This window comes from Roseateles sp. P5_E11 (genome assembly GCF_054049355.1).
Genome location: NZ_JBFUMO010000005.1, coordinates 1 through 19898 on the forward strand (window position 1 = coordinate 1; position 19898 = coordinate 19898).

A 19898-nucleotide genomic window follows, 5' to 3' on the forward strand; every position below is an offset into this window, starting at 1 on the left:
GGGCCAGGCCGAGGCCGTCGATGCCGGGCATGCGGATGTCGAGGAAGGCGATGTCGGGGCGCAGCTCGTCCAGCAGCCGGCGCGCCTCGGTGCCGTTGCGGGCCTGGGCGACGATCTCCAGCTCGGGCCAGGCCTCTCCCAGCAGCTGCTGCAGCTCTTCAAGCAGCTGGGGTTCGTCGTCGGCGATCAGCGCAGTCGTCATGGCATCGGCAAGGTGAGCGTGGCCTCGGTCAGGCCGTCAGCATTGGTGGCGAGGCTCAGGCCGGCGCGGTCGCCGTGCAGGGCTTGCAGGCGCTGGCGCAGGTTGACCAGGGCCAGGCCGTGGCCTGCGGTCGCGTCTGCCGTCAGCGCGCAACCGTTGTTGATGACCTTGAGCCGCAACTGCCCGTCGGCCCGTTCGGCTTGCAACAGCACCTGCCCGCCGCTCTCGCTGGGCTCGATACCGTGCTGGATGGCGTTCTCCACCAGCGGCTGCAGCATCAGCGGTGGCAGGGGCAGGTCGTGCAGCTCGGGGTCGACCTCGACGCGGTAGCTCAGCCGCTCGCCCAGCCGCAGTGCCATGATGGCCAGGTAGTGCTCGACGATCTGGCACTCCTGGCCCAGCGTCGAGTCCTCGGCCTGGCGCACCCGCTCCAGCGTGGTCTCCAGCAGGCCGCTGACGGCGTCCAGCAGCGGCAGCGCGCGCTCCGAGCCCTGGCGCACGAAGCTGCGCAGCGTGGCCAGCGTATTGAACAGGAAATGCGGCTCGATCTGCGCCTGCAGCATCTGCAGCTCGGCGCGCAACCGGGCGCGCTCCTGTTCCACGCGCTGCACGGCGCGTTGGCGGCGCAGGCCTTGCAGCAGCGGCAGGCCCAGCAGCAGGGCGCAGAAGCTGAAGTGCAGCCAGGCACGGGTGATGCGGTCATTGCCACTCAGCAGCTCGCGCGTCAGGCCCTGCTCGGCGGACCAACCGGACATCGCGCCCAGCAGCAGGGCCAGGAACAGCAGGCCAGGCAAGGCGCCGTGGTGCTCGGGCCGCATCCGCCGGGCAACCAGGCCGCACAGGCCATCGGTGATGGCGTGGCCCAGCCACAAGCCCAGGGACAGCGCCCAGGCGCCGTGATCGCGCAACCAGGGCGCCGCCAGTGCAAACAGCGCGACGCCGGCCAGCAGCGGGCCGGGCCGTTGCCAGCCCAGCCTTTCCTCTCTCAGGGCCTGGGCCAGCTCGCCGCCCAGCGTGCGCGCGGTGCGGTTCAAGGCGGGGTCAGGTTGCCGGCCTGGCGCGGCAACACCTGGATGGGGCCCTGGCCGGTCGTCGGCGTGCTGGCGGGCACGACGTCCAGCTGGAACTGCGTGGCCTGCAACTGGCCGGTGCCTTCCAGCAGGAAGCCGAAGCTCAGCGTCGTTGCGTCGGCGGGAATGTCCAGTACGACCTGCGCGGTCTGCCAGCCGAAGCTGCCGCGCAGCGGCCGGTCGTTCATGTTGTCGAACGCGGTGCCGGGCCGCTGGCCGCTGTCGGCGCGCATCCACAGGCCGGCCCACGCAGCGATCTGGTCGCCGTGGACCTGGGCGGTCAGGCGCACACGCTTGCCGGCATAGTCGGCGCTGCCGATCTGCTGCATCAGTGTCGAGAAGCCCTCGGTGTCTGGCTTGCACTCGATGTTGAAGACCTTGGCGCTAGGCGCGCCGTTGGCCGGCACCACCGAGCCTTCGCAGGTCTTGGCGCTGCCGGTCTGCAGCCAACCCGAAGGCAGGCCTGTGGGCTTGGCAAGGGCCGTGGCGAGCACGCCCACCCCGATGGCGGCAACGATGGCTGAGGCTTTCATCAATCAATCTCCCGTGACGGACACGAATCGGTCCGCACGCAGACTAGGTGGGTGAGGCCCGACTCGCCGGGCAACGGGGCGAACGGTCGCCGGGCGCGCGGCAAGGCGTCAAAAGTCGACATCAACGGATACCGCTCGTCTGGAAAACATGGAGCGCGGATTGCCGCTGAATTATCGTGGGCGGGTTTTGCAAGACGAGAGCACGATGGATAAACAGGTTGACATGAAGCGGGTGCAGGAGCTGGTGGCCGACCTGCGCGAGCCCAACCAGGCGCATTACTTCGCCGACCTGCTGCTTTGCGCCGCCGTGGGGTGGGTGGCCTTGGTCGTCGCCGTGCTGCCGGGGGCGCCGCTGCTGCGCACGCTCGCCTTCGTCGCGGCGGTGCTGCTGCTCTACCGCACGCTGGCCTTCATCCACGAGATCTTCCACCAGCAGGGCATGAAGGCTTTTCGCCTGACCTGGCATGCGGTCTCCGGCGTGCCGCTGCTCATCCCCTTCATGCTCTATCTGCCCATCCACCAGGGCCACCACAACAAGGCGACCTATGGCACCCGTGAGGACGGCGAGTACGACCAGTTCCAGGGTCGCGCCGGCCTGGCCAGCGCCAAGCTGTTTGCGCTGAACTTCGCGCTGCCGCTGGCGCTGTGGGTGCGCTTCGCCGTCCTGACGCCGTTGGCCGCCGTGCTGCCGCCCATCCGCGAAAAGATGATCCCGGAGTTCGTCCACATGGCCCTGCGTATGCCGTTTCGTGCGCCGGCCATCAAGGAAAGCGCCCGCGCCGAGGCGATGGCGGTCGAGTGGTGGTGCTGCGCCTGGGGCTGGGCGCTGGTGGCCATCGGCGTCTTTGCGGGCTGGGTGTGGGTGGCGGCCTGGGCGCTGCTCGTCGTGCTGATTGCGACGCTGAACACCATCCGCGCGATGGGCGGCACGCATCTCTACGTCGAGGAGCTTGAAGGCCGCGATGCGCGCGGCCAGTTGCTGGACTCGCTGAACGTCGACTCCAACGGCCCGATCTCGGTGCTGCTCTGCCCCGTGGGCCTGCGCTTCCACGCGCTGCACCACGTGGCGCCCTACCTGCCCTATCACGCGCTGCCGACGGCCAACCGCCGGCTGATGGAGCAGCTGCCGGCCGACTCTGAATACCACCAGGTGAGGGTGGGCTCCGTCGCCGAGGGCATCGGCCGACTGCGGCAGGCGACGCGGGCGGTCAGGCCTGCGGCAGGAAAGGTTTGACGACGCCGATCAGGCGCTCCACGTAGGCTTCCTTCTCGCCGACCGGCGCTGCGTAATGCAACGCGCTGCGCGCGGCGTCCAGCCCGGCGCGCGAGGCCATGACCCACGCGGCCAGGTATTGCGAGGCCAGGCAGCCGCCGGCCGTGGCGATGGGGCCGCGGGCATGAAAGGGCTCTTCGACGACGCGCACGCCGGCCTCGACGACCCAGGGCTTGGTGGTCGAGTCGGTGCAGGCGGGCATGTCCGCCAGCAGCCCGAGGCGGGCCATCAGCAGCGTGCCCGAGCACTGGCCGCCGATAAGCTGGCGCACCGGGTCGAGCTGCAGCCGATCCAGCAGCGCGCTGTCGTTGGCGATGGCGCGGGTGTGGATGCCGCTGCCGAACAGCACGACGTCGGCCTCGTTGGCGAACTCCAGCGGCTGCTGGGCCGTGACGACCACGCCGTTCATCGATGTCACCTGCGCGCTCGGGCTGGTGATGGCAGCCGACCAGCCCTGGGCATAGAGCCGGTTGATCAGGCCCAGCGCGATGAAGCTGTCGAGCTCGTTGAAGCCGTCGAATGTGAGGACGGCGACTTTCATCACTCCTCCAGCAGGCTCCGGAGCATCCATGCGGTTTGCTCGTGCACTGTCAGTCGCTGYGTCAGCAGGTCGGCGCTCGGCTCATCACTGGCCTTGTCGACCAGCGGGAACAGCGCGCGCGCCGTGCGGGCGACGGCCTCGTGGCCCTGCATCAGCACCTCGACCATCTTCATGGCCTTGGGCGGCGTGGCGGGCGCGTCGGGCAGGCCGCTGAGCTTGGCGAACTGGGCATAGCTGCCGGGCGCCGGGAAGCCCAGCGAGCGGATGCGCTCGGCGATGGGGTCGACCGCATTCCACAGCTCGGTGTACTGGGCCATGAACATCGCATGCAGGCTGTTGAACATCKGGCCCGTGACGTTCCAGTGGAAGTTGTGCGTCGTCAGGTAGAGCGTGTAGGTCTCGGCCAGCAGCTTGGACAGGCCGGCGGCAACCGCGGCGCGGTCTTTCTCGCTGATGCCGATGCTGATGGACGGGGCGGCGGACTTCTTGGCCATGCGGGGGGGCTCCAAAACGGTACGGGGTGAGCCTAACGGATTCGGCCCACCCCGGGGTCAACGGGGTCGTGACGTCAGCTTGCGGGCCGAGCGCAGGGCCGCTCCCAAGCCGGCCCGCCTTGGGCGATGTGCTTGCGGCTCGATGCGGCGAGCATCGCCGTCCCCGCGGGGGACCGGTCAGCCATGCTCTCGTTCAGCGATGCGGGGCTGGACGAGGGGCTCACTGGATGTCAAATCGGTCCAGTTCCATGACCTTGGTCCAGGCGGCGACAAAGTCCTTGACGAACCTGGCCCTGCCGTCGGCGCTGGCATAGACCTCGGCATAGGCGCGCAGCACGGAGTTGCTGCCGAAGATGAGGTCGGCGCGCGTGCCGGTGTACTTGACGGCGCCGCTCTTGCGGTCGCGGCCTTCGAAGATCTCGGCGCTGGCGTCCGTCGGCTTCCAGACCGTGCCCATGTCGAGCAGCTTGACGAAGAAGTCGTTGCTCAGCGTGCCGGGCTTGTCGGTGAACTGGCCGTGCTTGCTGCCATCGGTATTCGTGCCCAGCACGCGCAGGCCGCCCACCAGCGCGGTCAGCTCGGGCGCGGTCAGCGTCAGCAACTGGGCGCGGTCGATCAGCAGGGCTTCGGTGGATGCGCCCAGATTGCCCTTGCTGTAGTTGCGGAAGCCGTCGGCCAGGGGTTCGAGCACGGCGAAGGATTCGACATCGGTCTGGGCCTGGGTGGCATCAACGCGGCCGGGCGTGAAGGGCACCTCCACCGTCGCACCGGCGGCCTGGGCGGCCTGCTCGATGCCGACGACGCCGGCCAGCACGATGACGTCGGCGAGGGACGCCTTGCCGGAGGCCCGCTGGATCTCCATCAGCTTGGGCAGGGCCTGGATGGCCGGCTTGTTGACGGCCCAATCCGTCTGCGGTGCCAGCGCCAGGCGGGCGCCGTTGGCGCCGCCGCGCTTGTCGCCACCGCGGAAGGTCGAGGCCGAGGCCCAGGCGACGGCGACGAGGTCAGCGACGGACAGGCCCGAGGCGGCGATCCTGGCTTTCAGGTCGGCGATGTCGCCGGGGGTGGGGTGATGGCTGGGCGCGGGCAGCGGGTCCTGCCAGATCAGGTCTTCCTTGGGCACCTCGGGGCCGAGGTAGCGCGCCTTGGGGCCCATGTCGCGGTGGGTCAGCTTGAACCAGGCGCGGGCGAAGGCGTTGGCGAAGGCCTGCGGGTCGTCGCGGAAGCGCTGGGAGATCTTGCCGAACTCGGGGTCGAAGCGCAGCGTCAGGTCGGTCGTCAGCATGGTGGGCTTGTGGAACTTGCCCGGGACGTGAGCGTCGGGGATGTCCTCGGGCGCGTTCTTGGCCACCCATTGCTTGGCGCCGGCCGGCGAGGTGGTGGCCTCCCATTCGAACTTGAACAGGTTGTCGAAGAAGTGGTTGCTCCACTGCGCGGGGGTCTGGGTCCAGGTGACTTCCAGGCCGCTGGAGATGGTGTCCTTGCCATGGCCGCCGCCGAAGCCGCTGGTCCAGCCCAGGCCCTGGGACTCGATGCCGGCACCCTCGGGCTCAAGGCCCTTGTGGTGCTCGGGTGCCGCGCCATGGGCCTTGCCGAAGGTGTGGCCGCCGGCGATCAGCGCGACGGTCTCCTCGTCGTCCATGGCCATGCGGCCGAAGGTGGCGCGGATGTCCTTGGCCGCGGCCAAGTAGTCGCCGCTGGCGTTGGGGCCCTCGGGGTTCACATAGATCAGGCCCATGTGGGTCGCGCCGACGCTGGCGACGAGGTTGCGGTCGCCCTCGAAGCGCTTGTCATCGGCCAGCCACTTGGTCTCGGCGCCCCAGGCCACGTCCATGTCGGGTTCCCAGACGTCCGCGCGGCCACCGGCGAAGCCCAGCGTGCGAAAGCCCATCGACTCCAGCGCCACATTGCCGGCCAGGATGAAGAGGTCGGCCCAGGAGATCGCCTGGCCGTATTTCTGCTTGATGGGCCACAGCAAGCGGCGGCTCTTGTCGATGTTGACGTTGTCGGGCCAGGAGTTCAGCGGCGCGAAGCGCTGCTGGCCGCGCCCGCCGCCGCCGCGGCCGTCGGTGGTGCGGTAGGTGCCGGCCGCGTGCCAGGCCATGCGGATCATCTGCGGGCCGTAGTGGCCGAAGTCGGCCGGCCACCAGTCCTGGCTGTCGGTCATCAGCTTGACGAGGTCGGCCTTGAGCGCCGGGTAGTCGAGCTTGGCGAAGGCCTCGGCGTAGTTGAACCCGTCGCCGAGCGGGTCGGACTTGCTCGAATGCTGGTTCAGCAGGTCGACGCGCAGCTGGTTGGGCCACCAGTCCCGGTTCGTCGTGCCGCTGCCGGCGGCGTGGTGGAAGGGGCACTTGCCTTCGCTCTTGGAGGTCGGGTCGCTCATGTCAGCTCCTGGTGTCTGGGGGGAGACCGAAGCTTAATGATGACTATTGAGTTTTGGATTTGAATAGAACTAATCTACCAATAGCCAAAATCATCATCAAGCGCCGCGCGGGCGGCGCCCGATGTTGCACCGTCTCGCCCTAAACGCCCAGCCGCGCCAGTTCGCTCTCCACCAGCGCCAGCCACACGCGCAGGCGCTGGCGCTCCAGCAGGCCGAGCTTGGCGCCCTCGCCGCTGGACGCGGTTCGGGCCGACCAGAAGCTCGCGTCCGCCGCGTCGATCTTGCGCAGCACGGCGTCCTGCAGATGCTTGAGCGGCATGGTGCGGGCGCCCAGCCCTTCAGCGCGGGCGAGCTGGCCGGAGCGCTCCAGCTGCGAGAAGTCGTCGCCGCGCAGCTGGTTGAGCACCAGCACATAGCGCAGCCGGTCGCCGAAGCGGTCGAGCAGACGGGCCAGCAGGTCCACCGAGTCGCGCCCGGCGTCCATCACATGCCAATAGTGCACAGCCACGCCGGCCTCGGCCGCCAGCTCCAGCACACCGGACTCATCCATCCAGCGCGCCAGCGGCTCGTGCGTCTGCGCGGCCAGGTCCACCAGCACGCGCCGGCCCGGCTCGGCCAGGGCGCTCTCGACGATGGCGTCCAGCGCCGCGAAGTTGTCCACCAGCGCCGGTGAGGCGTAGTCGGCATAAAAGCGCAGCAGCGCGCCGTGGGAGCGGTCGGTGTCGAAGCCGGTGAAGGGGATGCCGCGGTCGATCATGTATTGCGCCAGCAGGCGCGACAGCAGCGACTTGCCGACGCCGCCCTTTTCACCGCCAACGAAATGGATGGCGCCAGCCGTGGTGTCAGCGGGAGGGGTGCTCATGGTGAAGGCGGATGTGAAGATGATGCGCAGTAGAACATTGTGCGGCGCAGCATGGCTGTATCAGGCCGTCACTGCGACAGCCGGGTGACCCCGTCCAGCTGGCAGGCGTAGATGGCATTGCGCAGCGCCGCAATGGCCTCGTAGCGCGTGAAGCTGCGCCGCCAGGCGAGCACGACGCGGCGCGTCGGAATGGGCTCACTGAAGGGCACGAAGCGCAGGTGCCGGCTCGGCTCGCGCGGCACGCTGAGTGCGGGCACGACGGTCACGCCCATGCCCGAGGCGACCATGTGCTTGATCGTCTCCAGCGACGAGCCCTCGAAGCTGCGCCGTATGCCCTCGGCATCGCTGGAGAAGCGCGCGAACTCGGGGCAGACCTCCAACACGTGGTCGCGAAAGCAGTGGCCGGTGCCCAGCAGCAGCATGGTCTCGCGCTTGAGTTCCTCGGCGCTGATGGCCTCGCGCGTGGCCAGCGGGTGCACGGCCGGCAGCGCGACGACAAAGGGCTCGTCATAGAGCTGGGCAGTGGCCAGGCCTGCCTCGGGGAAGGGCTCGGCCATGATGGCGCAGTCCAGTTCGCCGGTGCGCAGCATCTCCAGCAGCTTCACTGTGAAGTTCTCCTGCAGCATCAGCGGCATCTGCGGGTACAGCTCGATGGTGTGCTTGACCAGCTCGGGCAGCAGATAGGGGCCGATGGTGTAGATGATCCCGAGGCGCAGTGCACCGGCCAGGGGGTCCTTGCCGCGCTTGGCGATCTCCTTGATGGCGCCGGCCTGGTCCAGCACCGACTGCGCCTGCCGCACGATCTCGTCACCGAGCAGCGTGACCGACACCTCGTTGCCGCCGCGCTCGAAGATCTTCAGATCCAGCTCTTCTTCCAGCTTCTTGATGGCCACCGACAGCGTCGGCTGCGACACGTGGCAGGCCTCGGCCGCGCGGCCGAAATGCCGCTCGCGGGCGACGGCGACGATGTAGCGCAACTCTGTGAGGGTCATACAGGCCTTGCCCCGGCAGCTGACCGCTCGCCATTGCTCGAAATGCTTGTCACATCAAAACCTCATGTCTTTGTCGGCGCTCACCACTCCGATCCGAAGCGCTGCATGGCCGCTGGTCTGGCGCTTCGAGCCGCTGGGGGTGTTGCTCCGCCTCGTGGGCACAAGCCCACATTCGTCGTCGCGCCTACCCAGCGGCCCGCCTCGCCAGTCCCTCGGCCATGCTCAGCCACCGGAGCAAGGCCCGAACGCTACACTGCGGCCGCCTCGGGGGTGGCCCCAGGGTTTTCACTGAGAGGTGGCCATGATTGATCGCAAGCCCATGACCCTGCCGCGCCTGGCGCAGATGCATGCCAGCGGCGAGAAGATCGCGATGCTGACCTGCTACGACGCGGCCTTCGCCAGCCTGCTCGATGAAGCCGGTGTCGACATCCTGCTGATCGGCGATTCCCTGGGCAATGTGCTGCAGGGCCGCGGCTCCACGGCGCCGGTCAGCCTGGAGGACATGGTCTATCACACCTTCTGCGTGTCACGCGGCCACAAGTGGGCCTGGATCATTGCCGACCTGCCTTTCGACAGCTATCACGTCAGCAAGGAAGAGGCCTGGAAAAGCGCCGCGGCMTTGGTGAAAGCCGGTGCCCATATGGTCAAGCTCGAGGGCGGCGGCTGGACGGCCGAGACCGTGCGCTTCATCAGCGAGCGCGGCATCCCGGTCTGCGCCCACCTCGGCTTCACGCCGCAGACGGTGAACGCTTTAGGCGGCTTCAAGGTCCAGGGCCGCGACGAGGCTGGCGCGGCGCGCATGAAGCGCGAGTCGCGGGAACTGGTGGAGGCGGGCGCAGCCATGCTGCTGTATGAGATGGTGCCGGCTGCGCTGGCCGCCGAGATCACCGCTGAATCCCCCGTGCCCGTCATCGGCATTGGCGCGGGTGTGGGCACTTCGGGCCAGGTGCTGGTGCTGCACGACATGCTCAACATCACGCCGGGCAGGAAGCCGCGCTTCGTCAAGGACTTCATGGCCGGCAAGGACTCCGTGCTGGCCGCCGTGAAGGGCTATGTGGACGAGGTGAAGGCCAAGACCTTTCCGGTGAACGACGTGCACGGTTTTGTTTGACATTGCGGGACTGACCGCAGCCACGCAGTGGCAAGCTCTGTCCCCAACTGATTGAGACTTATGCAAGTCATCCGCACCATCGCTGAGCTTCGCGACGCCCTCGCCATCCACCGCCAGCGCGGCTTCGTGCCGACGATGGGCAATCTGCACGACGGCCATCTGCAGTTGGCGAGGCAGGCGCGCGAGCTGGTCGGCCCGGCGGGCGCCGTCGTCGCCAGCATCTTCGTCAACCGGCTGCAGTTCGCGCCACACGAGGATTTCGACACTTACCCGCGCACGCTGGAGCGCGACTGCGCGCTGCTCGAAGGCGCGGGCTGCGACATCGTTTTCGCGCCGTCGGAGAAGGAGCTCTACCCCGAGCCGCAGGGCTACAAGGTGCAGCCGCCCACCGAGCTGGCCGACATCCTCGAAGGCCATTTCCGCCCCGGCTTCTTCACGGGCGTGTGCACCGTCGTGCACAAGCTCTTCAACATCGTGCAGCCGACGCTGGCCGTGTTCGGCAAGAAGGACTACCAGCAGCTGATGGTGCTGCGCCGCATGACGGCGCAGATGGCCCTGCCCATCGAGATCCATGGTGGCGAGACGCGCCGCAGCCCGGAAGGCCTGGCGCTGTCTTCGCGCAACGGGTACCTGAGCGAGGCCGAGAAGGCCGAGGCGCTGCGCCTGTCGCGAACGCTGAAAGCGCTGATCGCCCGCTGGCACGCCGGAGAGCGCGACTTAGCCGGGATGGAGGCTGAGGCACTGCAGTCGCTGCGCGATGCGGGCTGGGCGCCGGACTATCTGACGCTGCGCCGGCAGCACGATCTTGGGCCCGCGGTGGAAGGTCAGCCGCTGGTTGCGTTAGGAGCTGCGAAACTAGGCAGCACCCGTTTGATCGACAACCTTGAAATCTGAAATGACAAACATTCGACTGCGCCGCCGCCCGCTGCTGGCCCTGACCGCCGCTTCCCTTGCGCTGACCTTGGCCGCCTGCGGTGGTGGTGGTGGCAGCAGTGGTGACCCTGTCACCCCGCCCCCACCCCCGGCGCCGGTCACCCTGACCGTCACCCACAAGGTCAAGATCACGACCTCCATGGGCGACATCGAGCTGGGCCTGGACCACAACCACGCCCCCATCAGCGTGGACAACTTCCTGAAGTATGTGAACGACGGCTTCTACAAGGGCACGGTCTTCCACCGCGTCATCAGGGATTTCGTCATCCAAGGCGGCGGCGTCACGCGCGGGCCGGACGGCCTGCTGGACAAAACGCCGACCTACGCGGCCATCAAGCTGGAAAGCCAGAACGGCCTGTCCAACCTGCGCGGCACGCTGGCCATGGCCCGCACCTCGGTGCCCGACAGCGCCACCAGCCAGTTCTACATCAACACCGTGGACAACACGAGCCTGAACTACGCCAGTACCGCCAACCCTGGCTATGCCGTGTTCGGCCAAGTGACGGCAGGCATGGACATCGTCGACAAGATCCGTGCGGTCAACACCAATATCTCGGACGTGCCACTGGTCGACATCACCATCACCGATGCCAAGGTGATTCCGTAACAAGCTGCGTCCGCTGTCGTCCAGACGGCGGGCCGCTTCGTTAGGCAGGCCCCTTCACCTCGCGGGTGTCCTGCCATGTTCAAACGTCTCGCCGCTCTGTTGCTCGTCACCGCCCTGTCCGCCTGTGGCGGGGGTGTCGAGATCGAAGTGGGCGGCGGAGGCGGAGGTGGAGGCGGCGGCACCCAATACCCGCGCCCCAATCCCAACCCGAATCCGCCCACGCAGTCATGCAGCCCCGCAGGCCTGGCCGCGTCCGCCGCGAGCCAATGGGGCACGGTCTGCATGCTGACCAGCAGCGGCGAGATCGTCGTGGAGCTCTACGACACCTACGCGCCGCTGACGGTGGCCAACTTCTACAAATACGTCTCGGCGGGCTTCTACACGAGCACGCTGATCCACCGCGTCGACCGCGACTTCGTCGTCCAAGGCGGTGGCTACACAAGCGGCATGGTCACCAAGACGCCGCTGTATGCGCCGATCAAGCTGGAAAGCAACAACGACCTGTCCAACCTGCGCGGCACCATCGCCATGGCCCGCCGCAGCGACGCGGACTCGGCGACCAGCCAGTTCTTCTTCAACGTGAAGGACAACACCAGCCTGGATTACCAGAGCGCCGCCAACCCGGGCTATGCCGTCTTCGGCCGCATCATCTCCGGCCTCAACACGCTGGACGCGATCAACATCGTGCCGACCTACACCTACAGCTCGACCGACATCGAGCCGCGCACCGAGGTGCTGGTCTACTGGGCCCAAAGGTTGAAATGAAGCCCCTCGTCCAAGGAGTACCTTGGCCGGTCCCCCGCGGGGACGGCGATGCTTGCCGGATCGACCGGCAAGCACATCGCCCAAGGCGGGCCGGCTAGGGAGCGGCCCGGCGCTCGGCCCGCAAGAAGGCACGACGGCAGGGTAATGGTGGTCCGCCCATCTGGGATGGTCGCCATTCGTCAGCGCGGCTTGCCGTTCGTCATCGGGCCCGGGCAGCCCGGCCTGGACATGGCCAACATGCCTCCATCACAACCTTGATGGAGAAGACGCCATGACCCGCAAGACCTCGTGGATCGGCCTGTTCGGCGCCGCCGTGGGCATCGCCACCGCCCTTTGGGTGAGCAACACCCAGGCCGCGACGACCGAGTTCCGTGACTTGCGCGTGGACCTGGTCGGCCAGGGCCGGCCGGTCGTCATGATCCCTGGCCTGAACAGCGCGGCCAGCACCTGGACGGAGACCTGCGCTGCCCTGCAGCCCGGCGTGCAATGCCACATCGTGCAGCTGCCCGGCTTTGCCGGCGCGCCTGCGGTGGTGACGGACAACTTCCTGGCCGGCATGCGCGACCGCCTGTTGGCCTACCTGGACGACCGCAAGCTCGACCGACCTGTCGTGATGGGCCACAGCCTGGGCGGCGTGCTGGCCCTGCAGATGGCGGCCGAGAAGCCCGGCCGCATCGAGCGCCTCGTCATCGTCGACTCCCTGCCCTTCCTGGCCGGCCTGCGCGGCATGACGCCCGAAGCTGCGCGCGGCATGGCGGCTGGCATGCGCCAGCAGATGCTGGCCGGCTCCAAGGAGCAATGGGAGGCCGGCACCCGCCAGGGCGCGGGCGGCATGAGCCGCAGCCCGGCCAACACCGAGCGCATCGTCGCTTGGGGCCTGGCCAGCGACCGTGCGACAACGGCTCAGGCCATGTCCGAGCTGTGGGGCGACGATCTGCGCCCGCTACTGCCCCGCATCACCGCGCCGACGCTGGTGCTGGGCGCCTGGGCGGCCTACGAGCCCATGGGCTCGACGCTGGAGAGCACGAAGAAGATCTTCGAGGCTCAGTACGCCGGCCTGAACGGTGCCAAGGTGTCCATGAGCCAGCGCGGCTATCACTTCCTCATGTGGGACGATGCCGACTGGCTGGTTGGCGAGGTCAAGGGCTTCCTGGCCGCCGGCAAGTAAATCGAGAGGGCTGAGGGGCATGGACACGCGCAAGCGGATGGCGATGCAGGCGCTGCTGTGGGGCGGCTATGTGGCCATCTCGCTCGCGATGGTGTCGAGCTTCCAGCCGCTCAACGCCTCCTTCGTCTTTGTGATGGCCTGCGTCGGTGGCGGCCTGTGGGCAGCCAGCGAGGGCTTGCGAGCCCTGGCCCTGCGCCGCGCCTGGCTGGACCGTTCGCCACCCGCCCTGCTKCTGCGCCTGGCCCTGTTGCCGCCGCTGTTCGCCCTGGCAGTGCAGGGCGTGCTCTTCGCCATCAACTGGGCCGGGATCTCGCTCGGCCTGCTGCACTTCCCACCCAATGTGCCGCAAGGCTGGCTGGTGCTGCTGAGCTACACGCTCAACACGACCATCATGCTGTGGCTGTGGCTGGCCGTGTGGGTGGGCCTGCAGATGCTGCATCGCTGGCGTGTCGGCGAGATCGCCAAATGGCAGGCCGAGGCCGCGGCGCGCGAGCTGGAACTGCAGGTGCTGCGCGCCCAGATCAACCCCCACTTCCTGTTCAACGCGCTGAACAACCTGCGTGCCCTCATCAACGAGGATCCGGCCCGCGCCCGCGAGATGCTGAGMCGCCTGTCCAACACGCTGCGCCACACCTTGCAGCACAGCGCCAAGGAACGCGTGCCGCTGGCCGACGAGCTGGCCGTCGTGCACGACTACATCGCGCTGGAGCAGCTGCACCATGAAGAGAGGCTGCGTGTGGACTGGCAGGTCGACCCGGCCACGGCGAGCGCCAGCGTGCCGCCGATGCTGCTGCAGCTGCTGGTGGAGAACGCGATCAAGCATGGCATCGCGCGCACGGCCGGCGGCGGTGTCGTGGACATCCGTATCGGGCGCGACGGCGGCAAGCTGAGCATTGCCGTCGACAACCCAGGCCAGTGGAAGCCGGGGTCGACGGACAGCACCGGCCTGGGCCTGGCCAACCTGCGCGAGCGCCTTGCGCGCGCTGGCGGCGACGGCGCGGGCTGCCGCATCGCGGCGGCCGACGGCCGTGTCAACGTCACTGTGGAACTGAACGCATGAGGATCTACATCGTCGAGGACTCGCGCCTGGCCCGCCAGGAGCTGCGCACGTTGCTGGCCGCCATCCCCGATGCCGACATCGTTGGCGAGGCCGCTGAGTTGGCGCCTGCGCGCGAGGCCATCAACACGCTGCAGCCCGAACTGCTGCTGCTCGACGTGGAACTGCCCGGCGCGACCGGCTTCGACCTGCTCGATCAGCTGGAACATGTGCCGCTCGTTGTCTTCACCACGGCGTACGACCAGCATGCGCTGGCCGCTTTCGAGCGCAATGCGCTGGATTACCTGCTCAAGCCCATTGACGCCGGGCGGTTGGAGGCTGCGCTCGCCAAGGCGCGGCTGCGCCTGCGCCCCGTGCCCGCCGCTGCGCCCACGTCGGCGTTGAAGGGCGCCGACGACATGGTCTTCCTGCGCGACGGGGAGCGCTGCTGGTTCGTGCGCCTGGGCGACGTGGCCGGCTTCGAGGCGTGCGGCAACTATGCCCAGGCCTGGTTCGATGGCCAGCGCCCGCTGATCGCGCGCACGCTCACCAGCCTGGAGGAGCGGCTGGACCCGCAGCTCTTCTTCCGCGCCAGCCGCAGCCACCTCATCAACCTGCGCTGGATCCAGGCCATCGCGCCGTCCAGCAGCGACGGCTACCGCGTCACGCTGCGCGACGGCCACCAGGTGGAGGTGTCACGCCGCCAGGCCAGGCTGCTGCGCGAGAAGCTGGAGCTGTAGCCGCTGTCAGCGCGCAGCCTGTCCCAGGCGTTGTGCCGTTCGTCGCATGCCGCGGGCACCTGCGGCGGACATTGGCGACGATCCACTTTCCTCAACACCTGACCCCAGAACTCGAATGAACCGTCTCACAAGCTCCCTCCTCGCCCTGGCTTGCGCCGCCCTGCTCAGCGCCTGCGTCTTCGCACCGCCGGCCGGCTCATCCAACGCGTTTGATGCCGACGCCATGGCCAAGAACACCGAACGCGCCATCGCCGCCTGTGGCGCCGGCAACGTGAAGGAAGTCAACGCGAAGAGCTTCGTCTGTAAGTAAGGCCTCTCACTCTCTCAAGCCTTCAGGAACTCCGCCTTCGTCCCGAGCCAGCGCGCGACCTGACGTCGCGCCGCCTCGGGATGCTCATCCAGCAGCCGGGGTGCCAGCGCTCGCGCCGCAACCAGCAGCGGCGCGTCCTCCTGCAGATCGGCAAAGCGCAACAGCTCAGCGCCGCTCTGGCGCGAGCCCATGAACTCGCCGGGGCCGCGGATGTCCAGATCGCGCCGCGCGATCTCGAAACCGTCGGTCGTCTCCGCCATGGCCTTGAGCCGCGATTTGCCCGTGTCGGACAGCGGCGGGCTGTAGATCAGCACGCACACGCTGGCTTTCGCGCCGCGGCCCACGCGGCCGCGCAGCTGGTGCAGCTGCGCCAGGCCGAAGCGCTCGGCATGCTCGATGACCATCAGGCTGGCGTTGGGCACGTCCACGCCGACCTCGATGACCGTGGTCGCCACCAGCACACTCATCGCTCCGCTGGAGAACTGCGCCATGACGGCCGCCTTCTCGCCCGCGGCCATGCGGCCGTGCAGCAGGCCCACGCTGCAGCCCGGCAGTTCGCCGCTCAGCTCGGCGTGGGTCTCGGTGGCGTTGCGCAGGTCCACCGCCTCGCTCTCCTCCACCAGCGGACAGACCCAGTAGACCTGGGCGCCGTCCGCCACCGCCGTGCGGATCTTGTCGACCACGTCGTGGCGCTTGGACTCGGTGAACAACTTGGTCACGATCGGGCTGCGGCCGGGCGGCAGCTCGTCGATGGTGGACACATCGAGGTCGGCGAAATAGGTCATCGCCAGAGTGCGGGGGATCGGTGTCGCGCTCATCATGAGCAGGTGCGGCTCCAGGTCCATCGCCTTGAGCTTGTTGCGCAAGGCCAGCCGCTGCGCCACGCCAAAGCGATGCTGCTCGTCAATGATGGCCAGGCCCAGCCGGGCGAACTTCACCTTGTCCTCGATGACGGCATGCGTACCGATGACGAGTTGGGCTTCGCCCGAGGCGGCGGCATCGAGCATCTTCTGCCGCGCCTTGCCCTTCACGCTGCCGGTGATCCACGCGACCTTCAGGCCCAGCGGCTCCAGCCACTGCACCAGCTTGCGGAAATGCTGCTCGGCCAGAATCTCGGTGGGCGCCATCAGCGCGCACTGCCAGCCCGCGTCGATGGCCACGGCCGCAGCCAAGGCGGCGACGACGGTCTTGCCCGAGCCGACATCGCCCTGCAGCAGGCGGTGCGTCGGCTGTGGCCGGGCCAGGTCCTGCGCAATCTCCTCGGACACGCGCTGCTGAGCGCCGGTCAGTTGGAAGGGCAGGGCAGCGAGCAGCTTTTCGTGCAGGCCACCAGGGTGGGCGCGCAGGGCCGGCGCCGCCAGCAGTGCACGTTCGCGCTGCGCCTGCAGCTGAGACAACTGCTGGGCCAGCAGCTCCTCGAACTTGAGCCGCTGCCAGGCCGGGTGGCTGTGGTCTTCCAGCGCAGCCAGCGAGGCGCTGGGTGGCGGGTGGTGCAGGTAGTGCAGCGCGTCCTTCAAGCCCGGCAGCCCCTGCGGCACGACGCCGGCCGGCAGCAGCTCGCGCAGGTCGGCGCGCGCCAGGCCCGAACCCACCGCCTTGCGCAGATAGGCCTGGGGCAGCTGGGCCGAGGCCGGGTAGACGGGAGTCAGGGATTGCGCCAGCGGCGTGTCCTCGTCGACGACCTTGACGACGGGGTGCACCATTTCGCGGCCAAAGAAGCCGACGCGCGCCTCGCCACGCACGCGCAGCCGGTTGGCCGCCGACATCTGCTTCTGCTGCGAGGGGTAGAAGTGCAAAAAACGCAGCAGCAGCGTGCCCGAGTCGTCCTTCACGCGCACCAGCAGCTGGCGGCGGCTGCGCAGCTCCACCTGGCAGTCGACGACGACGCCCTCCACCTGCGCCGGCTCGTTCTCGCGCAGCGCGGCAATGGGGATCAGCTGGGTCTCGTCCTCATAGCGCATCGGCAGGTGCAGGGCCAGGTCGATGTCGCGCACGAGGCCGAGCTTTTCCATCGCCTTCTGCGGCGCCGACTTGGGCTTGTCCGAAGGCATGGCGGGCGTGGTCATGGGCGGCATTCTGGCGGCATCGGACGCAGCCGCCGCAGCGCGGCCTGCGCGCTGCGCGCGGGCTGCCAAGTCGTTACCGTTTCGTGGGGCGGACTAACGCTGAGCCTGAGTAACATGGGACGTAGAGGGAGATAAGACATGATTGACGGACTATTCGCCCGGCATCGGCTCGGGTATGGGTGGCTCCTCGCGAGCGCGCTGGTTGCCGGGTGTGGCGGCGGCGGAGGCGCGGGTGAGCCGCCGCCACAGGCGACCGCGCTGCCCGACAGCGTCACGATCACGGCGCCTGCGTCGTCCGAATCGGCTAGCGCCGTCAAGTTCAGCAGCTCTGCGGCGCCGTTGGCGGGCTACAGCTACCGCTGGGACTTCGGCGACGGCGCCCAGAGTTCGGAGGTCGCGCCCAGCCACGGCTATGCCAAGGGTGGCGATTTCGACGTGGTGTTCACGCTCAGCAACGAGGCGGGCCAGAAGCGAGAGGCCAGGTCCACGGTGAGCATCACCAACCTGGCCAATGTGCAGGGCCTGACGTGCTCGGGCGCGTCATCCACCGGCTGGTGCGTGCAGAGCCCACGGCCGGCCGGGGCRCTGGCCGACAGCTTCTTGCTGGATGCCAACCTGGGTTGGGCGGTGACCAGCGCCGGCGACATCTTCAAGACGGCGGATGGTGGCCTCAACTGGGAGACGCAGACGCCGCCAGTCAAGGGCGGCTTCAAGACGGTGACCTTCTTCGACGCCAACGTGGGCTGGGTGCTGGGGGCAAACAGCCTGGCACTGCGCACCGTCGACGGCGGGCGGACCTGGGCGGAGGTTCGTGTCCAGGCGGGCGTGGCCAACCCCGCCGGCAGCTTCCAGGTCGTCTCGGGCAGCACGGCCTACTTCTGGCCCGCCGCGGCGCCCACCGAGGCCTACGTGACCGCCGACGGCGGGACGAGCTGGCGCAAGCTCTCGCCTGCACCGACCCACGTGACCGGCGGCGCGGTCGCTTGGTGGCTGAACGAAGAGTCCGTCGAGCGCACGGCCGATGCCGGTGTGACACGCACGACCGTGCTCGATTTCGCCCGGGCCGGCCTGGCGACCACGCGGGGCCAGACGCGGCTGGTGGTGCATCCCGCCGGTTTGTCCGCCGCCCTGTTCACCCACGAGCGCATCAACGACGCGCAGGGGCAGTTGGTGGAGATCAAGACCACCATCAGCACCACGGTTGACGGCGGCGCCAGCTGGCAGCGTCAGCCGGCGGGCTGCGTCAGTGCAGCGGCATTCGATTGCTTTGGCCTGTCACCGCGCAGCATCTCGGCCGATGGGAAAACCCTCCTGGGTTCCTACGTGAGCACTTTCCGCAGCAACGATGCGGGCAAGACCTGGGCTGCGGTGCCGGAGATTCAGGACATCACCGAGTTCATCGTATTGAAGGACGGCGACACACTGGCCTTCGCCAGGGACGCCAACCCGAGCGTGGTGCATCTCTCGCGGGATGGCGGCAAGAACTTCTCCAGCTTTTCTTCGCCTGCAGGCAAGGGTTTTCAATTCGGCAAGCTGCAGGTCCAGCCTGGGTCCACCAACCTGACGTATGTGCTCAATGGCAACCTGTGGTTCAGCGAGTCGGGAGGAAGCGCCTGGGACCGACGCTTCTGGAGCATCGGCACCTTCGCGGAAGATTTCTACTACTACCTCCAACCTCCCATCGTGGCCATGCGCGACGCCCGGCACGGCTTCGTCATCGACAGCTTCGGCATGGCTCGGGAAACCAGTGATGGCGGCAAGACCCTGAAGTTGGTCAGCCAGGGCGTTCTGCCGGGCGCCCTCAAGATCCAGTTCGTCAACGACAAGTTCGGCTGGTTCTCGAAATACGACGCCGCAACCCAGGTCACGACGCTCTACCGCACGCAGGATGGCGGCCAGACCTGGGTGGTGGCGAGCACGCGACCCGGGTATGCCGTGGACTTCCGCTTCGAGAACGACAAGACCGGCTGGATCCGCATGCCCTTCCCCTACCGCAGCCCGCCCCTGGAGAGCGAGCGCGGCTACACCTTCCAGGTGACCCAGGACGGCGGCCAGACCTGGCAGGCATTGCCGGTGCCCAGCGGTACCTACGACTTGCGGCGGACGGCAAGCGGGGGCTGGGTGGCCAGTGGCGAGCGGGGCTTGCTGGCCACGTCGCAGAACAACGGAACGAGTTGGACGGCGGCGCCCGCGGCCACCRTTGAGACCCTGGCGACGCTGGTGGTCTCGGACCCCGGCACGCTGTGGGCCATGGGCAGCACCGCGCTGCTGAAGTCTCAGGACAGCGGCGCGACCTGGTCCCCGATGGCGTTGCCCTGCGCGCCGGGTGCGGCGAAGGACATCGCCTTTGCCAGCAGCAAGGTGGGCTGGGTGGTGTGCACCGGAGCGATCATGGCCACCACGGATGGCGGCGCGACGTGGCGAGCGCAGCCCTACCCGAACATCCCACGCAGCCCGGCCAAGGTGTTCGTGTTGGACCCGAAGACCGCCTGGGTCAGCGGGGCCTGGAACAGCCTGTTGGCCACGGGCTCGGGCGGGCAGTAAGGCCCCCCTGCGGACGCCTGTTGACGCCCTGCCCCCCGAGGGGGCGGGGTCCACCTTGGGGCGGCCCGGCGGCCGACCCGGCGTGCCGGATTCGTCCCTGCGCGGACTTGCTGGCAACGGGGCGGGGCTGGGTTGGAGCCCCAAACATGGCCGGCATTGTGCGGTGGTAGGAATCACGTCCCGGGCTGACCCCCTATCCGAGCGGGGCGCGCGCGGAACGTCATTCTTTTCCTTCACAATCGCGGCCGAAAAACAGCCCAGATTGAGG

The 19898-nt window shown here is 68.3% G+C and carries 19 protein-coding genes; 10 read left to right on the top strand and 9 right to left on the bottom strand.

Features of this window, described 5'->3' with window-relative positions; all coding sequences use genetic code 11:
- From ACXJKR_RS00875 to ACXJKR_RS00885, 3 genes are all read right to left on the bottom strand, one after another.
- Positions 1-202, bottom strand: a 202-nt coding sequence (locus tag ACXJKR_RS00875; protein WP_457319951.1) for a response regulator, incomplete at its 3' end; no start/stop codon positions are given.
- Positions 199-1236 (bottom strand): sensor histidine kinase, encoded by a 1038-nt coding sequence (locus ACXJKR_RS00880; protein WP_457319953.1) that lies wholly within the window; start codon positions 1234-1236, stop codon positions 199-201. The genes ACXJKR_RS00875 and ACXJKR_RS00880, both read right to left, overlap by 4 nt.
- A complete protein-coding gene (locus tag ACXJKR_RS00885) occupies positions 1233-1805 on the bottom strand; it encodes a hypothetical protein (RefSeq protein WP_056200862.1) in 573 nt (190 codons plus the stop codon). The genes ACXJKR_RS00880 and ACXJKR_RS00885 overlap by 4 nt, the downstream gene beginning before the upstream one ends.
- A 205-nt stretch (positions 1806-2010) precedes the next feature.
- Between ACXJKR_RS00885 and ACXJKR_RS00890 the strand changes: the two genes are divergently transcribed.
- Entirely contained in the window at positions 2011-3039 is a 1029-nt protein-coding gene (locus ACXJKR_RS00890) for a fatty acid desaturase family protein (RefSeq protein WP_162247827.1), read from the top strand.
- Here ACXJKR_RS00890 and ACXJKR_RS00895 read toward each other — a convergent pair.
- From ACXJKR_RS00895 to ACXJKR_RS00915, 5 genes are all read right to left on the bottom strand, one after another.
- Positions 3014-3619: an AraC family transcriptional regulator gene (locus tag ACXJKR_RS00895; RefSeq protein ID WP_457319955.1), complete on the bottom strand. Its 606-nt coding sequence runs from the start codon at positions 3617-3619 to the stop codon at positions 3014-3016. The genes ACXJKR_RS00890 and ACXJKR_RS00895 overlap by 26 nt on opposite strands.
- Positions 3619-4113 carry a Dps family protein gene (locus ACXJKR_RS00900; protein ID WP_457319956.1) on the bottom strand — a complete coding sequence of 165 codons (495 nt, stop codon included), beginning with the start codon at positions 4111-4113 and terminating at the stop codon, positions 3619-3621. The genes ACXJKR_RS00895 and ACXJKR_RS00900 overlap by 1 nt, the downstream gene beginning before the upstream one ends.
- 220 nt (positions 4114-4333) lie before the next feature.
- Positions 4334-6496 carry a catalase/peroxidase HPI gene (katG, locus tag ACXJKR_RS00905; RefSeq protein ID WP_457319957.1) on the bottom strand — a complete coding sequence of 721 codons (2163 nt, stop codon included), beginning with the start codon at positions 6494-6496 and terminating at the stop codon, positions 4334-4336.
- Positions 6497-6635: 139 nt separating this feature from the next.
- A complete protein-coding gene (locus ACXJKR_RS00910) occupies positions 6636-7358 on the bottom strand; it encodes a P-loop NTPase family protein (RefSeq protein WP_056200848.1) in 723 nt (240 codons plus the stop codon).
- Positions 7359-7426: 68 nt separating this feature from the next.
- Complete coding sequence (locus tag ACXJKR_RS00915; RefSeq protein WP_457319959.1) at positions 7427-8350, bottom strand: hydrogen peroxide-inducible genes activator; 924 nt, start codon at positions 8348-8350, stop codon at positions 7427-7429.
- Between the two features lie 301 nt (positions 8351-8651).
- On the opposite strand from ACXJKR_RS00915, the gene panB reads away from it, so the two are divergent.
- The 8 genes from panB (at position 8652) to ACXJKR_RS00955 (ending at position 15020) form a co-directional block, all read left to right on the top strand.
- Positions 8652-9461 carry a 3-methyl-2-oxobutanoate hydroxymethyltransferase gene (gene panB / locus ACXJKR_RS00920; protein ID WP_457319962.1) on the top strand — a complete coding sequence of 270 codons (810 nt, stop codon included), beginning with the start codon at positions 8652-8654 and terminating at the stop codon, positions 9459-9461.
- A 60-nt stretch (positions 9462-9521) separates the two neighbouring features.
- Positions 9522-10355, top strand: coding sequence for a pantoate--beta-alanine ligase (panC, locus tag ACXJKR_RS00925; protein ID WP_457319965.1), 834 nt, complete (start codon positions 9522-9524; stop codon positions 10353-10355).
- Position 10356: 1 nt separating this feature from the next.
- Entirely contained in the window at positions 10357-11001 is a 645-nt protein-coding gene (locus tag ACXJKR_RS00930; protein ID WP_457319967.1) for a peptidylprolyl isomerase, read from the top strand.
- Between the two features lie 75 nt (positions 11002-11076).
- Complete coding sequence (locus ACXJKR_RS00935) at positions 11077-11766, top strand: peptidylprolyl isomerase (protein ID WP_457319969.1); 690 nt, start codon at positions 11077-11079, stop codon at positions 11764-11766.
- 271 nt (positions 11767-12037) lie between these two features.
- On the top strand, positions 12038-12934 hold the full coding sequence (locus ACXJKR_RS00940; RefSeq protein WP_457319971.1) for an alpha/beta fold hydrolase: 897 nt from the start codon (positions 12038-12040) through the stop codon (positions 12932-12934).
- Positions 12935-12953: 19 nt separating this feature from the next.
- Complete coding sequence (locus ACXJKR_RS00945) at positions 12954-13994, top strand: sensor histidine kinase (protein WP_457319973.1); 1041 nt, start codon at positions 12954-12956, stop codon at positions 13992-13994.
- Positions 13991-14710, top strand: coding sequence for a LytR/AlgR family response regulator transcription factor (locus ACXJKR_RS00950; RefSeq protein ID WP_457319974.1), 720 nt, complete (start codon positions 13991-13993; stop codon positions 14708-14710). Before ACXJKR_RS00945 ends, ACXJKR_RS00950 begins: the two co-directional genes overlap by 4 nt.
- Before the next feature lie 115 nt (positions 14711-14825).
- A complete protein-coding gene (locus tag ACXJKR_RS00955; protein WP_457319976.1) occupies positions 14826-15020 on the top strand; it encodes a hypothetical protein in 195 nt (64 codons plus the stop codon).
- 14 nt (positions 15021-15034) lie between these two features.
- Here ACXJKR_RS00955 and recG read toward each other — a convergent pair whose 3' ends face one another.
- Positions 15035-17086, bottom strand: coding sequence for an ATP-dependent DNA helicase RecG (recG, locus tag ACXJKR_RS00960; protein ID WP_457319978.1), 2052 nt, complete (start codon positions 17084-17086; stop codon positions 15035-15037).
- Positions 17087-17224: 138 nt separating this feature from the next.
- On the opposite strand from recG, the gene ACXJKR_RS00965 reads away from it, so the two are divergent.
- Entirely contained in the window at positions 17225-19630 is a 2406-nt protein-coding gene (locus ACXJKR_RS00965) for a YCF48-related protein (RefSeq protein WP_457319980.1), read from the top strand.
- Positions 19631-19898 lie beyond the last annotated feature (268 nt).

Bases quoted from the DNA above. Each gene is read 5' to 3' on its own strand.
- ACXJKR_RS00885 (WP_056200862.1), bottom strand. From the start codon at position 1,805: ATGAAAGCCTCAGCCATCGTTGCCGCCATCGGGGTGGGCGTGCTCGCC.
- ACXJKR_RS00890 (WP_162247827.1), top strand. From the start codon at position 2,011: ATGGATAAACAGGTTGACATGAAGCGGGTGCAGGAGCTGGTGGCCGAC.
- ACXJKR_RS00895 (WP_457319955.1), bottom strand. From the start codon at position 3,619: ATGAAAGTCGCCGTCCTCACATTCGACGGCTTCAACGAGCTCGACAGC.
- katG (WP_457319957.1), bottom strand. From the start codon at position 6,496: ATGAGCGACCCGACCTCCAAGAGCGAAGGCAAGTGCCCCTTCCACCAC.
- ACXJKR_RS00910 (WP_056200848.1), bottom strand. From the start codon at position 7,358: ATGAGCACCCCTCCCGCTGACACCACGGCTGGCGCCATCCATTTCGTT.
- ACXJKR_RS00915 (WP_457319959.1), bottom strand. From the start codon at position 8,350: ATGACCCTCACAGAGTTGCGCTACATCGTCGCCGTCGCCCGCGAGCGG.
- panC (WP_457319965.1), top strand. From the start codon at position 9,522: ATGCAAGTCATCCGCACCATCGCTGAGCTTCGCGACGCCCTCGCCATC.
- ACXJKR_RS00930 (WP_457319967.1), top strand. From the start codon at position 10,357: ATGACAAACATTCGACTGCGCCGCCGCCCGCTGCTGGCCCTGACCGCC.
- ACXJKR_RS00935 (WP_457319969.1), top strand. From the start codon at position 11,077: ATGTTCAAACGTCTCGCCGCTCTGTTGCTCGTCACCGCCCTGTCCGCC.
- ACXJKR_RS00940 (WP_457319971.1), top strand. From the start codon at position 12,038: ATGACCCGCAAGACCTCGTGGATCGGCCTGTTCGGCGCCGCCGTGGGC.
- ACXJKR_RS00950 (WP_457319974.1), top strand. From the start codon at position 13,991: ATGAGGATCTACATCGTCGAGGACTCGCGCCTGGCCCGCCAGGAGCTG.
- ACXJKR_RS00955 (WP_457319976.1), top strand. From the start codon at position 14,826: ATGAACCGTCTCACAAGCTCCCTCCTCGCCCTGGCTTGCGCCGCCCTG.
- recG (WP_457319978.1), bottom strand. From the start codon at position 17,086: ATGACCACGCCCGCCATGCCTTCGGACAAGCCCAAGTCGGCGCCGCAG.